The 15365-nt window shown below is 36.7% G+C and carries 16 protein-coding genes; all 16 read right to left on the minus strand.

Features of this window, described 5'->3' with window-relative positions:
* Window positions 1-5: 5 nt before the first annotated feature.
* Complete coding sequence (locus ACL9RH_RS08115) at window positions 6-1016, minus strand: zinc-dependent alcohol dehydrogenase family protein (RefSeq protein WP_422692861.1); 1011 nt, start codon at window positions 1014-1016, stop codon at window positions 6-8.
* Window positions 1017-1133: 117 nt separating this feature from the next.
* Entirely contained in the window at window positions 1134-2039 is a 906-nt protein-coding gene (locus ACL9RH_RS08120; protein WP_013407060.1) for a helix-turn-helix domain-containing protein, read from the minus strand.
* Between the two features lie 20 nt (window positions 2040-2059).
* Window positions 2060-2758: an SDR family oxidoreductase gene (locus tag ACL9RH_RS08125; RefSeq protein WP_422692862.1), complete on the minus strand. Its 699-nt coding sequence runs from the start codon at window positions 2756-2758 to the stop codon at window positions 2060-2062.
* Window positions 2759-2884: 126 nt separating this feature from the next.
* Window positions 2885-3277 carry a MarR family winged helix-turn-helix transcriptional regulator gene (locus ACL9RH_RS08130; RefSeq protein WP_422692863.1) on the minus strand — a complete coding sequence of 131 codons (393 nt, stop codon included), beginning with the start codon at window positions 3275-3277 and terminating at the stop codon, window positions 2885-2887.
* 519 nt (window positions 3278-3796) lie between these two features.
* Window positions 3797-4561 carry an SDR family oxidoreductase gene (locus ACL9RH_RS08135; protein WP_422692864.1) on the minus strand — a complete coding sequence of 255 codons (765 nt, stop codon included), beginning with the start codon at window positions 4559-4561 and terminating at the stop codon, window positions 3797-3799.
* Window positions 4562-4644: 83 nt separating this feature from the next.
* A complete protein-coding gene (locus tag ACL9RH_RS08140) occupies window positions 4645-5034 on the minus strand; it encodes a helix-turn-helix domain-containing protein (protein WP_422692865.1) in 390 nt (129 codons plus the stop codon).
* A gap of 331 nt (window positions 5035-5365) precedes the next feature.
* Entirely contained in the window at window positions 5366-5569 is a 204-nt protein-coding gene (locus tag ACL9RH_RS08145; RefSeq protein ID WP_422692866.1) for an aldo/keto reductase, read from the minus strand.
* A gap of 113 nt (window positions 5570-5682) precedes the next feature.
* Entirely contained in the window at window positions 5683-6033 is a 351-nt protein-coding gene (locus ACL9RH_RS08150; RefSeq protein WP_422693691.1) for a glycoside hydrolase family 97 C-terminal domain-containing protein, read from the minus strand.
* A gap of 514 nt (window positions 6034-6547) precedes the next feature.
* The gene (locus tag ACL9RH_RS08155; protein WP_422692867.1) at window positions 6548-7114 is read right to left on the minus strand and encodes a glutathione peroxidase; all 567 of its coding nucleotides are present in this window, start codon (window positions 7112-7114) and stop codon (window positions 6548-6550) included.
* Window positions 7115-7156: 42 nt separating this feature from the next.
* Window positions 7157-7822, minus strand: coding sequence for a Crp/Fnr family transcriptional regulator (locus ACL9RH_RS08160; protein WP_422692868.1), 666 nt, complete (start codon window positions 7820-7822; stop codon window positions 7157-7159).
* 140 nt (window positions 7823-7962) lie between these two features.
* Entirely contained in the window at window positions 7963-8730 is a 768-nt protein-coding gene (locus ACL9RH_RS08165; protein WP_422692869.1) for a LytR/AlgR family response regulator transcription factor, read from the minus strand.
* The gene (locus ACL9RH_RS08170) at window positions 8705-9757 is read right to left on the minus strand and encodes a sensor histidine kinase (RefSeq protein ID WP_422692870.1); all 1053 of its coding nucleotides are present in this window, start codon (window positions 9755-9757) and stop codon (window positions 8705-8707) included. Before ACL9RH_RS08170 ends, ACL9RH_RS08165 begins: the two co-directional genes overlap by 26 nt.
* Before the next feature lie 104 nt (window positions 9758-9861).
* The gene (locus tag ACL9RH_RS08175) at window positions 9862-10755 is read right to left on the minus strand and encodes a hypothetical protein (protein WP_422692871.1); all 894 of its coding nucleotides are present in this window, start codon (window positions 10753-10755) and stop codon (window positions 9862-9864) included.
* 65 nt (window positions 10756-10820) lie between these two features.
* Window positions 10821-11294: a hypothetical protein gene (locus ACL9RH_RS08180; protein WP_422692872.1), complete on the minus strand. Its 474-nt coding sequence runs from the start codon at window positions 11292-11294 to the stop codon at window positions 10821-10823.
* Between the two features lie 3 nt (window positions 11295-11297).
* Window positions 11298-12254: a heme-binding domain-containing protein gene (locus ACL9RH_RS08185; RefSeq protein WP_422692873.1), complete on the minus strand. Its 957-nt coding sequence runs from the start codon at window positions 12252-12254 to the stop codon at window positions 11298-11300.
* A 563-nt stretch (window positions 12255-12817) separates the two neighbouring features.
* The gene (gene ccoN, locus ACL9RH_RS08190) at window positions 12818-15079 is read right to left on the minus strand and encodes a cytochrome-c oxidase, cbb3-type subunit I (RefSeq protein ID WP_422693692.1); all 2262 of its coding nucleotides are present in this window, start codon (window positions 15077-15079) and stop codon (window positions 12818-12820) included.
* Between the last annotated feature and the right edge of the window lie 286 nt (window positions 15080-15365).

Consider the following 15365-nt stretch of genomic DNA (forward strand, 5'->3'; position numbering starts at 1 on the left):
TCAATTTATGAAACCTTGATTACTATTTTTCCGAACGCACCACGACCAAGGTGTTCATAAGCTTTGACCGCGTCCTCGAAGTTATATATGGTGTCTATTACAGGCTTAATGTGATGCTGTACAAAGGCTTTATTCATTTCTTCAAATGCTGCTCTGTGCCCAACGGCAATACCCTGAATATTGGTTTGTCTGAATATCACAGGCATTAGATCAAAATTTGTCTTTTGTCCTGTCAGGAAACCGATAAGCGAGATTTGGCCGCCAACTCTTGTGGCCAGAACAGAATGATTGAGACCTTCACCGCCTACGACTTCGAGTAAATGGTCAGCACCCTGTCCATTGGTCAGTTTGGTAACTTCGGCCGCCCAATCTGCTGTTTTTACATAATTGATAATTTCCTGTGCTCCAAGTTCACGTGCCTTAATTCCTTTTCGATCACTGCTGGTAGTCACGATTACTTTTGCACCCAAAGCATTGGCTATTTGTATCCCGAAAATGGATACACCTCCAGTACCTTGTATCAGTACTGTTTCTCCGGCTTTCAGATTACCGTATGTCACGAGTGAAAACCATGCAGTCAATGCCGCAATAGGAAGTGTAGACGCCTCCTCATCTGTCAGGTATGATGGAACGTTGACCGCAGATTCTTCGTGGATAAGCATATACTGAGCCAATCCACCCGGCAGGGGGGCACCAAAGCAGAAATCGGGTTCATTAGGTGCGGGTTGTCCGTCAATCCACTTTGAGTATAGGTGAGAGGTGACTCTATCTCCAATCTTGAAACGAGTTACATTTGCCCCAATTTCTACCACCGTTCCTGCTGCATCTGATACAGGGATTAGTGGTTTAGGAATCATTTCCGGTTCATAAATGCCATCTACAATTGCCTTATCTCTAAAATTAAGAGAAACCGCGCCTACTTTAATTAAGATATCATTAGGTCCCGGCGTTGGAACTGCTACCTCATCAAGTGTCAGGTTCTCCAAACCGAAAGCATGTAATTGCCACGCTTTCATCGTTATTGATTTTTCTAACATAGTATTAAAATTTTAAAATGTATATCGACCGTATGTCTCTACATACAGTCACTTCTCTTGCTACTAAAGCAAAACGTTGTTTTTGTGCCTTGATGTTTACAAATGGCTATTACGATAATGTTTGGGTGTGGAAGTCTCCGCCTTTTTAAAAAAATTAATAAAGTGAGGTAGTTCTTCAAATCCCAAGCACCAGGAAATTTCAGAAATATTCCAGTCGGTATGTTGAAGTAAACTTCTGGCTTCCTGCATTATTCTTTCAGAAATAAATTGCGATGTAGTCTTTCCTGTAACTTTTTTTAATGACCGGTTCAAATGGTTGACGTGTACAGAAAGATTGTCGGCAAACTCAATGGGATGTCTTAACTTAATCTGTTGTCTTGGTGATTCTATTGGAAACTGACGTTCCAATAACTCTGTGAACAATGAAGTTATTCGCAAAGACGCATTTGAATCGTCAACAGGATTACTTTTGATAGGTGTTAATTTTAGCGCAAGATGAATAAGCTCAAAAACCAATGCCCGTATGGCGTCATATTTGTAAAAATAATCTGATTCAATCTCTGCGATCATCTTTTTGAAGATAATGCCGATCTGCTCTTCTTGTTCTTCATTTAGTTCAAACAAAGGAATGTTTCCAGGTTTAAACACAGGATAATCGTTGATATTGCCGAAATGATTGAAAAAACCTTCTGTAAATACACAGAAATATCCCGTTTGTTCCTCATCCAACAGTTCCCAAGAATACGGTATGTTGGGGTTTGAAAATAGAAGCGCACTATCCTTAAATTCTAAGCCTTTATCTGCATAAGAAAATTTTGTACGTCCCTTCAATAAGCTAATCTTATAAAATCCTTTTCTGTTGTAAGGCTGACAATTGATCTTATTTGTGGGCGTGCTGTATATCGGAAAAACATTAAATTGGCCGATCTCTCTTTGCAGGTGATCCGGCATCCAGATTAATTTATCATCAAAAAACTGCTGTGCTTGTGTTACTCTTTCCATAAATCTTATCATTTAAGTTACTAGGGGTTAGTAGCCCATACAGATGCATCAGGAATAAATCCTATGTCACTCATACTTAACATATTCACAATTAAATGCGCAATCTCTTTCGGTTTGAGCTTATTGGCTTCATTTGTTATTTCCCGGCCTTCTTTAATTAGAAAATCAGTGATTACTTCACTTGGATTGATCTGCATGACCCTTACATTATATGGTCTTAATTCAGCACGCCAGCATTCTGTTAGGCCGGATACCGCGAATTTGCTTGCTACATAAGAAGACCCATTTGCATATCCGCGAAGTGAAGCTGTAGAACCAATATTGATTATGTTTCCATACCGTTTCTCCATAAAATGCTTTGCAGCTTCTCTTCCAGACAGAAAAAGCCCTCGGACATTTACTTCCCAAACTTTCTGAAAATCTTCTACTGTAGTTTCTACTAGTGAAGCAAATTTTCCTATTCCTGCATTACTGATTAATACATTTACCGCTCCCATCTTCTCTTTGGCATAATCAAATAAAGCCACCACCTCTTCTTCTATCATTACGTTAGCTTTAACGCCATACACGCCAAGTTCTTTAGATGTTTTATCCACTTTGAGCTCGTTTGTGCCGCAAATTACTACTTCAGCTCCTAGCTCTTTTAAAACCTTTGCGGCTTCATATCCAATCCCGCTTGTTCCACCTGTAACAACAGCTTTAACATTGTTTAATTCCATAACAACTTGTTTTTTACAAAATTACGGACATGGATATTGAGAGTGTTGCGAAAATCAAATGCTTTGATGCAAAAATCAAACACTGAGTATTCGGCATTGAGTGGCTGAATGGCAGTCTTAAAGATCTTAATCAATAGGCTTGTTATAAGATTCGATAAATTTTGATAGCAGTGATGTTAAAGTTACCAACTCGGTGTTATTAAAGACCTTACCAGCTTGTTTAGCTGCAGTCTCCCTGAAATTCTCGGAATTTTCAACAATAAACTTGCCTTTGTCTGTTACGCTGAGGTTGAATATCCTGCGGTGTGCTTGTGATTGTTGCTCACTAATCAGACCATTTTCGATGAGAAATTTAAGCTGCCTGGAAATCGCTGGCGGACTTATACTAAATGCCTTTGCTATTTGTTTTCCCGTACTGCTATCGTGGCGGTAAATGTATTCTATAATGTGTAGTGCGTCGCTGTTACTCCCTTCACATTGCCCTTTTGCATATTTGCTAAAATAAAACAATTGGGGCATTGAAAGGACCAACTATAAAGGTTACACCATATGGCTCATGATAAATATTACCCTTATGTCCATTATCTATCATTTTTTTTGGTAATGTTAAGGATTCAGGTGTCATCTATTCTCTCAATTGATATTTATTCTCTTCAATTGCACCTAAGCTTGCAAGGATTTCCTATTCCAGTTCAAATTCGGCAGTTTTGAAATCTTTACCAAGTGCTTTCTTCAATGCTGAAACATTATCTTTTATCAAATTCTAGAGACGAGACAGTTGATCAATCCGCCATTCGTAACTTTTAGTAGTGTCTGTCAAAAAATAAGCTTTTTGCTTATCAAAAATATTTTTATATTGATTTTCCATGTCATTTAAGGTTAATATTTTATAAGTGTTAAAAGGCTCAGAGCAATATCGAAACAAAAATTACGTTCGATAAGCAATGGAGTTTTGACATTCCATGTTTTTCAAATGTGTTAAAAAACATGGAATTTTTACTTTTGGATTGCAAAACATATTAGTTTATGAATTTTGGGCTATAAATAATAGCCTCCTGAAACTTCTATGCGTTGTGCATTGATCCATTTTGATTCATCTGTACATAGAAATGCTACAACACTTCCTATATCATCGGGCAGTCCAACACGCCCTAAAGCTGTTTGTGAAGAAATGACTTGATTTAAATCTTTATTATCTCTAACTACGCCTCCTCCAAAATCTGTTTCAATAGGCCCCGGGGCAACAACATTTACTCGTATACCTCTGGAACCTAGTTCTGATGCCTGATATTTGGTAAGAACCTCAACTGCTCCCTTAGCTGCTGCATAAGCTGCATAACCCTGCGTACAAAAACGGGTCAATCCGCTGGAAATATTAACAATAGAACCGTGGTCATTCATCGTTTTGATGGCTGATTGCGATAAAAAGTATGCGCCCTTAATATGGATATTGAACATCGAATCGAATTGATCTTCAGTTGTTTCTGCGAAGGTGGCATAAGCACCAATTCCTGCATTATTTACAAGATAATCTATCTTATCAGTTTGGAAATTATCTTTTAAACAGGTTCTTAAATTACCAAAAAACAGCTCGAAGCTATTGATATCTTGTACGTCCAACTGTAAAAAAGCGGCTTGGCACCCGTATTTTTCAATTTCCTTCGCCGTTTCCATAGCATCTTCTTTTTTTGATTGGTATGTAAAAACAACATTGATCCCTTTCTTAGCTAAATTTATAGCCATGTTTTTACCCAATCCTCTGCTTGCACCTGTAACAAGTGCAATTCTTTTTTGTTTGCTCATAATATTTAAAGTTTTTTATTATAAGCAAATTTACACTGCCTTTATTCTTTAAAATAATGCAAACTTCAGAAAATATGATGAGATCACTTTTTATTTTCTTTATTCTTTTCCCTCTTGCGAAACTGCAAGGGAGTAACACCAACAATGCCTTTAAAAAATTTTATAAAATTTGTAGTATCCTTATAAGCAAACTGATGGCTGATATCTGAAATGGAAAGGTCTGTCTGAGTCAATAAGATCTTAACTTCTTCAATAATGCGGGTCTCAATAATCTCACAAGGAGAAATATTTAGCGTCAATTTAAGGGTATTACTTAAATGTCGACCAGCAACATGCAGTGAATCTGCAAAATCAGATGTGGAAAGCTGTTTTTCTATTTTTTTTTCGAGTAAGTCAGCTATGTATTCATCAACCAATGATAAAAATTCTTGGGTGATTTCTTCATTTCTTGGTAGCCCTAGTTGATTTTTCATAGCCTAAATTTACAAAAAAATGAGAAAGCAATCGCCTAGTATTGTTTTTTATTGCATCATACATAGAATTTATAATAACAAAAATTTACTTGGGCCGGATTGCTTGCTCCAGAAATAACAGCTGATACTTCATTATGCACTAAAATGAATTTCAGCGCTTTCTATGCTAAATTTTCACTGCCTAATACATTTTTCAGTTCTTCTACAGCTTGGATTCCCTTTTCATAATCAACAACTGAGAATGTTTCTCCTTTATCAAAAGCTTCTCCATTTCTGTTAAACTTACGGTGGTCATTCTCAGCGAATACCTTTTGCTTATTAAATTTCCCGGTTAATAAGCCACAGCTAAAGGAATTCTTGCCAGAATTCCCAAATCTTTTTCAGCAGCAGTTTCAAAAAAAAGATCACGCGGTTTGAGACGGAACATATTAAATATAATTTCTACTGCTGAAATATCAAACCGGCATGCATTGATGGCTGTTTCCACACTCACTCCGTAATGTGCAATTTTACCCTGCTGCTTTAGTGTATCCAATGCCTCAATGGGTCTGTATAAATCTCACCCGGTGGGCAGTGTAACAAAATAAGGTCCAGACTTAAACCTGTAAATTATCAATACAATCATTTACATAGCGGTTTAAGTTAGCCTTATTGTAATTGATAATGCCATGTGGATTGGTTTTTCTTCCTACTTTGGTTACTTTGTGCTAATTTCTTTTTTAAAACTGTATTGGAAGTTATTGTTTTCTTATTAATTTTGTAGTCTATTATTCTTGTTTTCCAGTCTGTTTTTTTTTCTTCTTCATAGATCGTTTCTTCGAATTTCTTTCCTTTTGGAAGAAAGTTAAAATTGATCATTACCGTTCTTTCATTTTCATTAGTGATACCTACTACATACCATTCATTTTTATTTTTCGCTTTACGGACAATCATTATAAAATCACTGGGTTCTGCTTCCAAAATGTAGCTGTCATCCCAGTCTACAGCAGCATCTTTAATAAACTGGAAAGCATTGCTGACTCTTAGCCAATCTACTTCGGATAAGTTCGGGAATGTCCTGTTGGTCGTACCGCTTCATTAGAAAAAACAGAATCAACATCTAATATCGTTAACTTTTAAATACTTATTTAACATCAAAAATTAATTACGAGAGAATATTACAGTTATAATATTTTTTTCAATGCATTTTTATGTTTTCACCCCATCTAGCTTCAGTAAACTCAAATACATGTATCGGTGTTCTTACAATTATGTAAACTTTCCTCTACTCTTAACGGAATATCAATGAAAGTTTGTTTTGTAATTAAGCTTTGATTAACCAATTAAGCTGAGAATCCAGTACTCTTCTTGCTGCTTTAGGCTCTTTTTCTGCAGTTCACCTGACGTTTCACCCCTGAATAAATTACCCACAATGAATTGACTTTCAATTTACCATGAATTACAAAAACTTAATACTTTTATATTTGAACAATAAAAAATCCGGCAAAATTTGTCGGATTTCATATTTAATATATTATTTGAAATAATGGGTGATTTTATCACTTTCAGGAACCACTTTAGAATCAAAATATTCCAGCAATTTTCCTTCCGGGCTGATCAGAAACTTATTGAAGTTCCAGCTTATGGTGGAGTCCATTACTCCATTTTGAGATTTGTGGGTGAGATAATCAAATACCGGAGTGATTTTTGAACCTTTTACATCTACAGCAGTGGTGAGAGGAAATGTTACTCCATAATTTTTTTCACAAAAAGATTTGATTTCTACATTGTCATGAAACTCCTGATCTGCAAAATTATCAGATGGGAAACCTATAACGACCAGTTTGTCACCGTAATCTTTGTAAAGCTGTTCCAATCCTTTATATTGAGGAGTATATCCGCACTTGGATGCCGTGTTTACAATAAGAATGTATTTCCCTTTGTATTCAGAAAAGTCAATTTTTCCGCCATCAATGGATTCAATCTTAAAATCATAAATTGATTTTGCAGGTTTCGGACCTGTAGAATCATCTGATTTAATAAATGATGAAAGGCTTAAAATTCCTATAAGTACCATCCCGATAAAAAGTATTTTTTTCATTTGAAAAAATGATTTAATATTAATATAATTATAAAACTCCAATTATTTGCTTACGGGTATATATTCTGCAAGAAATACTTTGCCTTCTTGATTTTTGAAGATCTTTCCTTCATTTTCAATTTTTTTCAGTACCCTGCTTACCACTTCTCTTGAGGTTCCCAATCCTGCAGCAATTTCTCTGTGCTTCACTTTTACAGGATGATTCCCTGCCAATTCTGTTTTCTTTTTAATATAGTTCAGGACACGCGTATCCAGATGATGAAACATAGCCTCATTAATCATATTCATCACTGCTGAAAACCTTCTTTCATACTCGTGAAAAAAAATTCTATTAATAGCAGGAAATGCAACCAGCCATCTGTTCATAACGGCCAGAGGAACCAGCATCACATCAGAATCTGCTTCTGTTATAGCATTGACTTTGCTGATGTTGTTATTGAATATAGATGAAAAAGTCATCAGACAGTTCTCATCATCTCCTATATAATAATACACCAGCTCTCTTCCATCATTCAGGGAATATACTTTAATTGCTCCTTTTATCAGGAACAAAACATATTTAACCCAGCCGCCTTCATTGATGATCTCCTGTTTGGCTGCTATCTTATCATATTTGCTATGAAGCCTCACCTCTTCCAGGAAATCTTCTCCCAAAAAACCAAATTTACGACTAATAAACTCGTTAACGATATTATTTTTTTTATCCATTTTTTATTATTCCTTATTCTTTTAAGGATTTATATTTCTGTGAATTCTTCAGACATCCTATTCCAGATCTGGTATCATAATACCATTCTCCGATAATAACCGGAGATTTATTTTATAGATTCTGTTTTTTAATTGATTTCCTAGCGCTCTTCAAGCCATTGAAGGAAACGGGAGGCTTTATCTTTTGTAACAAGTGGTTTTTCCGGGGCGGAAATTTTCAGGCTCACAAGGAACTTTCTGGAAAAATAGTGTTCCACTTCCACAATTGCTGCAAAATTGATAAGAAACTGTCTGTTGATCCTAAAAAACTGAACTCCCGACACCAATTGCCCTACTTCATCCAGAGATTGTGGTATTGAATACTCCTTCTGATCAAAGGTTACCAGTACCGTACTTCCAAACTGGCTATAAAAACAAGCAATCTTGTCAACAGGGATATTACTGTATTTATTATTGGAAAATACCAGGAAATTGGTTTTCCCTCTTCTTGTTGTCAGATTATTCAGTATATCTTCCAGTTTCCGGTCTGGTGAAGGAGAATGCTGAAAGAAGTTTTTAAGGTTGTTAATCTTTTCAAAAGCCGACTGAATATCTTTTTTCTCGAAGGGTTTTAAAATATAATCTACTCCGTTACTTTTAAAGGCTTCTATAGCATATTCATCAAAGGCTGTACAGAAAATGACAGGAACGTTTATCCTGACCTGACTGAATATTTCAAAACAATTTCCGTCTGCCAACTGAATATCCATGAATATGACATCCGGTATCTCAGTACCAGAAAGATATTTGACAGCCATAGTAACACTTTCAATATATTGTATTATGGTAGCTTCCGGCTGTACCGCAACAATCATCCGCCCCAAAGCCTTGGCGGTTTTGATCTCATCTTCTATTACTAAAACTTTCATCTACTATTGGTAATTTGACGGTGAAATTAAGATCATTCTGCAATATGGTCAGCTCTTTTTCAGCAAAGTGCTTATAACGTTCCCTGATATTTTCAATTCCTATCCCCGCAGATTCCTGTGGAATATTCTTGGGCTGGAAATTGTTTTCAATAATAATATACCCATCTTCACTGTATAGCTTTATGACTAATGGATGTGCCAGTGACACGATATTATGTTTGATACAGTTTTCACATAGCAGCTGCAGCGTAAATGGAGGAATGTAGGAATTTAATATTTCTTCAGGAATATCTATCTTAAACTCTATGCCGTCTTCAAATCTTGATGTTAAAAGAAAAACATAGGCATCCAGTATTGCAAGTTCCTTTTTTAAGGGAATGAGATCCATTTTTCTATTGTCTAAAGTAAAACGATAGAAATCCGCAAGCCTGACTACAAAATCTCCGGAATTCTCGTCTTTTATATCAATCATAGACTTCAGCGTATTGAGACTATTAAATAAAAAGTGGGGATTAATCTGCTGTTTCAACAGTTCATATTGAGCATTGAGATTATCTGTTCTGATCTGTTCCAGCTCAAATTTGATCTGCTGTGAATTATAAGTCTGATACAAAAGATACAGAAACATATAAATCGTCAGATTAATCAGTATTCCTCTGAATTCGTACATTACTACCATGGTGTTGAATCCATACTTTGGAAAGATAATATGATGAATAAGCACTATGGCTGCCATCATTACAACTCCCAGAGACAGGCTGACCACAAGCTTTTTATTGAAAAAGCTTGTTGATATATTCTGAATAGAAAATTTAGGCAGACTGTAGATATTAAAATACCATACAAATAAAGAGTACAAAAATGAAATGGAAAAATCCACCATCAGCTCTCCCAAGGTAATATGCATGCGGAGTACTTTGGGCAATGAAGCCAGAATTCCCATAAAAAGAGCGCTAAATAGAATAATTCTCGGATCAATCCTGAATATCTTTCTTCCGTTGGTGTTTATATATTTTGCATAGATCATAAATAAAAATCAGGCAGTTAAGCAGTCACAAAGATACAAAAGCTAAATAACGGCACGGCAGCACATCCGCTATTTAGCACTGAGATTTCTATAAAAACAAAAAATTAAGGCATAGCTGCTGCCATATTCTTTACCGGTACCGGCCATATACCACCTGGAGCAGGAAATGAAACCCCTTTATTAGATCCCATTACCATATTATCCTGACCAAAATGGTACAGAGGCCATCCTTTATAAGTAAGTTGTTTTCTTCCGAATACCGTAATAGACCCGAAAAGTGTTTTATCCAATCCGGAAGGAACTACAATTTTATCTGTTTCATAAATGGGCCAAACTCCGTTATTAGAGAAATCAGAGGCCGTAAAATTATTTTTGTTTTGCTTATCATTCTTAAAGGTATACAATGTTACTCCTTTGGCATCTGTAAAATATAATGTTTTTCCTGTACCTTCCGTATAAGTTGATGTATAGTTTTTCCCATCATGTCCTACAAGCTGTGCATTGGTAAGCATAATCGTATAATCAGGTTTTGCCACAAACCATACTCCTCCGATATTTTCCCCACCTGTTTTTCCGGCATCTTCTTTCACATTTGTTCCATTTACCAAAGGTGCATAGTAATAAAGAGGTCTTCCTTTGTAGGTTACCTGCTTTTTCCCTGAGCCCGTCGTTATTGTTGTAAAATCAGAAAGTTCTAATCCTGCTCCCAATTTTTCAGATGAAAGATTATCCACATTGAAGATGGGCCAGATCGGTTCACATCCCCCGGTGCAATTGTTTGCGGCAGTAGCATCATTGGCAAAATAATAAAGTGTATGCCCCTCCTTATCTGTTAATATACTTCCAAGGCTGGCATCATTCCTCAACTGTACTTCTTTAACGGCAGGATCAGATGACTCATCCTGATTATCCTTAGAACATGCAACGGAAGTAAAAAGTAACACTGCTGCTGCAAAGCATCCTGCTACCAGTTTTGATCTGAATTTGATTTTTTTCATTTCTTAACAATTTTAATGAGTATTATTTTTTTTATATTTTATTATTGAAATTACTACAAAGCCCGCTAAGGCATAATGGAAGGCTTCATGCTGAGTATTGCCCTGATTCTGTCGGCACCTTCTGAATTTACTTTTTTCAGTTCCTTTCCTTCATATTTCTGATATTGTATTTCTGAATGTTCCGCAAAAGGTTTATTACTTTTGATCACTTCTACAGACAATAGGTGATCAGGAATTTTTGCGCCATACCAATAAGGATCATCTTTCTGGGACCATGTGATCAGCGTCAGAGTTCTTTCTCCGTTTTCTTTTTTTCCGGGATTGCCTTTCAGTTCATCAATGGCCGAAGCAGTTCCGTAAAGGGTCATCGTCGTCTGCTTTTTGTAATGAAGGGAAGAGGTTACCACCTTTAGATCCATCGCATTAAAATCAAACTTTTCAGGAAGGGAAGCGTTCTTATTAAACGGTTCATACTCTTTTTTGGAACTGCAGCTCACAATAAGCACGGACGTTATTAAATAAACAATTAGATTCTTCATAGCTTAATGGTTAATAGGAGATGTAAATACAAAATCATTATCTTTCATAGGGCGATGGCAGTTGATACACTCATTGGCAAAGTCTGCATTTTTTCCGTAAGGTTCAAGCTTGGGAGATAAAAATCTTGCCCATCCCCATCCTTTTGTAGAAGCGAACTTTTTAGAGTCTTTGATCATATATTCCACCTGCTTAAAAGCTCCGGTAGTAACATTGCCATCACTGTCAATAATTTGATCCCATGCAACTTTCGCAAATATGGTTCCGTCCGGCCATGGATTGGTTTTATGTTCTTTTGCCGCTTTTACAGCAATATCATTTCCGAAAATGATACGCATTGTTCCATTATCAAACCTTTCTGTAGTGCTTATAGGTTTCCAGTTTTTATAATCCGGAATATAGTTGATCCCGTTCAGGGCTTTTGGCAATGAAGCATTGGATGGTACTTCATGTGGTGTATTCACCTGCTGATATTGTTTATTATAGGCAGAAATCTTTGCTGTATCTGGCTTTTGCTTTGGAGCAAGAGAAGTAACATAGTTTTTCAGGATGCGGATATCATTTTCAGAAAGTTTTGCTTCAGGATGAAGTAATTCGTAGCTTTTTAGGGGCATCGCTTTCAGATTAATCTGGTTAAAAGCTTCCCAAAGTTTTGCACTTTGTACAGGAGGAGCCAGTTTATCCCATTCAGAGAAATTCAGTCCTTCTTTTCCTTTTTTAATATGATCTGCCACCAGCCAGTAAGCAGGAGCAATCTGATCAAACCACTTCAGATCTGTCTGATTGGAATGGCAGTCGAAACACGAACGCTCCAATATCGCTCTTACATCACTGGGAACATGAATTTCGCCCGTTATTGGGTTTTGAACAATTTCAGGTCTGTAAAACTGAATGCCAATAAAGATAACCAGTACTATAACCAGAATATTTTTTGTTTTTAATTTTTTCAAAAAAAGATTCATATCTCTTTATTTTTTATTCAAATTTCAGGACTTTGTGAGGTATATTTTTCTGAAAATCTGATCAATCGGACAAATTTTACTTTGAATCTGACATTTGTGATTATGAATTTTTTTAATGTTAAAAAAATAAGTACAGAAATTTCTTATACAAACCGATATGGCTAACAAAAAAAGCTATCTATAATGAAATAGATAGCTCCCAGTTCAAAATAAATAATGAATTGTATATGGAGTTTTAATCTGCTATATAATATTTAACAATCAGGAAGTTATTCATTGTATTAAAAATACAGTGGCACTCATAATGAGATTAATAAATAGAATTGTGAATAATGTTGATGAGTGTCCACTGTATTGCGCAAACCAATCAATCATTCACGTCAAGCGGAAATTCTGAAACCTCCTTATAATATTTTTTTGGTTTGCTAAATACCAGCACAATGAGCGAGATAAAAAAAATCATAAAGAATATAAGAGCTATTATCTGGTATAAACCTGTATTGTCAGTATTGGCTAAAAAATCTTTAAAATTCTGTGGTATCATAAAGAGTTCTGTTATTTCGTTAATTATTACTTACTGTTTTAATTTCAGTTGTTTTTATGTCTGTTCCGAGTCTCTGTAGGTAGGAAATTAGAGCGACGATTTCTTTTTTCTCAAGTTCCCCCTTCGGTCTTTTTGCATAAGCCTCTTTCAGATCGTTTGCCTCCGAGAAAATTTCCTTCACAATTTCCGCTGCCTGATTATCTGCCCATGAATTCGCTGAATCTATCTCAGCTCTGGTATATGGTACATCATATTCTTTCTTCATGAACACAATCTTATCAACCATTTTTGATCTGTCAAGATCATTGCTGATCAGCCATGGATATCGTGGCATAATGGATCCCGCAGAAGTAGACCTCGGGTTGTACATGTGTTTGTAATGCCATGAGCTTGGATTCTTACCGCCTTCCCGATGAAGATCAGGTCCTGTTCTCTTTGACCCCCAAAGGAATGGCCTGTCATATATAAATTCTCCTGCCTTGGAGTATTCACCGTTCTTACCGTTGAACCTAACGATCTCGTCCCTGAAAGGTCTGATCATCTGTGAATGGCAGGCATTGCAACCCTCTCGGATATAGATATCCCTCCCTTCAAGTTCAAGAGGCGAATATGGCTTCACCGCAGAAATAGTAGGTACACTTGCCTTTAGTGACAATGTCGGAATAATCTCCACACCACTTCCGATGGATAATACCAAAAAGGATAATATACTCAACAGATAAGGAGTTCTTTCGATCCATAGATGCGTTCCCTCACCATCCTTTCTCTTGCTGCTAATAACTGCAAGTGCAGGTGCCTCAGCAGGTACACTCTTCTGGAATGATCCGTGTCTGATCGTTGCAATAACATTTACAAGCATCATTATTGCACCTGATATATAAAAGGCTCCGCCCAAAAATCTCATCTTATAATACGGAATGATCGCTGTTACCGTATCGAGCCAGTTTTTCCACATCAATGTACCGTCTGGATTGAACTGTTTCCACATCAGCCCCTGCGTAAATCCTGAAATATACATCGGTACGGCATAGAATATTACCCCCAGTGTACCGAGCCAGAAATGCCAGTTAGCCATCTTTACAGACCAGAGTTTCGTTCTCCACATGATTGGAACCAGATAATAGATCATTCCGAAGGCAATGAAACCGTTCCAGCCCAAGGCTCCTAAATGTACATGTCCGATAACCCAGTCCGTATAATGCCCGATCTTATTAATATTCTTGGTAGCCAAAAGCGGACCCTCAAATGTTACCATTCCATAACAGGTAACCGCCACTACGAAAAATTTAAGAATCGGATTGTCCCTGACTTTATCCCATGCTCCACGAAGGGTAAGAAGCCCGTTCAACATTCCTCCCCAGGAAGGAGCAATCAACATGATCGAAAATCCAGTACCTACAGCCTGTGCCCATGCCGGAAGTGCCGTATACTGTAAATGGTGAGGACCCGCCCAGATATACACAAAGATCAATGACCAGAAATGTATAATGGAAAGTTTATACGAAAAAACAGGTCTTTCCGCTGCCTTGGGAAGGAAATAATACATCAGTCCGAGAATAGGCGTGGTCAGGATAAAGGCTACCGCATTGTGACCATACCACCACTGTACCAGTGCATCTTTTACTCCCGCATACATCGAATACGATTTCCAGCCAGTAAAGGATAAAGGCACCTCCAGATTGTTTAAGATATGTAGCATGGCCAATCCTATCCATGTTCCAATATAGAACCATATCGCTACATAGAGATGCCTAACTCTCCTTCTTGCAATAGTCATAAACATATTAATACCAAAAATCACCCATGAAAAAGTTATTAAAATATCAATAGGCCATTCATGTTCCGCATACTCCTTGGAAGTATTGATACCCATAAAGAAGGTAATAAATGTCGCTATGATCATAATCTGCCATGTCCAGAAATGGACCCATGACAAGGTCGGGCTTGCCATTGGAGTTTTTAAAAGCCGTGGCAATGAATAGTAAACTCCCGTATAGACACTGTTGCAGACAAATGCAAAAATTACGGTGTTGGTGTGGATCATCCTGATTCTTCCAAAACCAAATGCACCATGGGTATTGATCAGCGACTGGATACCGCCCGATCTCAGACTCTGTATCGTGGCATCATCAGTTCCGAACAAAAACTCGGGCAATTCCGGATAAAACAGCATCAGTGCAGCCGTTATACCGAAGGTAAACCCGATCAGACCGAATATGATCGTAGCATATAGGAACGCCTTAACAATATCGTTGTCGTAATTAAATTTCTGTAACTCCATATTACTATTTATTTTTTCTGTTTTCTGCATTCACCTCCTTTCTTATTTTTAATCTTAATCTATCTGTCATCTTTCGGAATAAGTTGTATAGGTAGTTAGATTTATATGAGGTCTATTTGAATTAATTTTCAAATTTATAAAGAGAACTGTTTCTATATATGGTATTATTTATGGAAAATATTGTCCTAAAATAGGGATCTCCAAACCTGTAATAAATAATCCTTTGTTCCCATTTAGAACACTCGTAACAAGAGAAGAAAAGGGTTATAGTTTTCAAGATATCACA

Source organism: Chryseobacterium sp. Mn2064 (assembly GCF_049319685.1).
Taxonomy (GTDB): Bacteria; Bacteroidota; Bacteroidia; order Flavobacteriales; family Weeksellaceae; genus Chryseobacterium.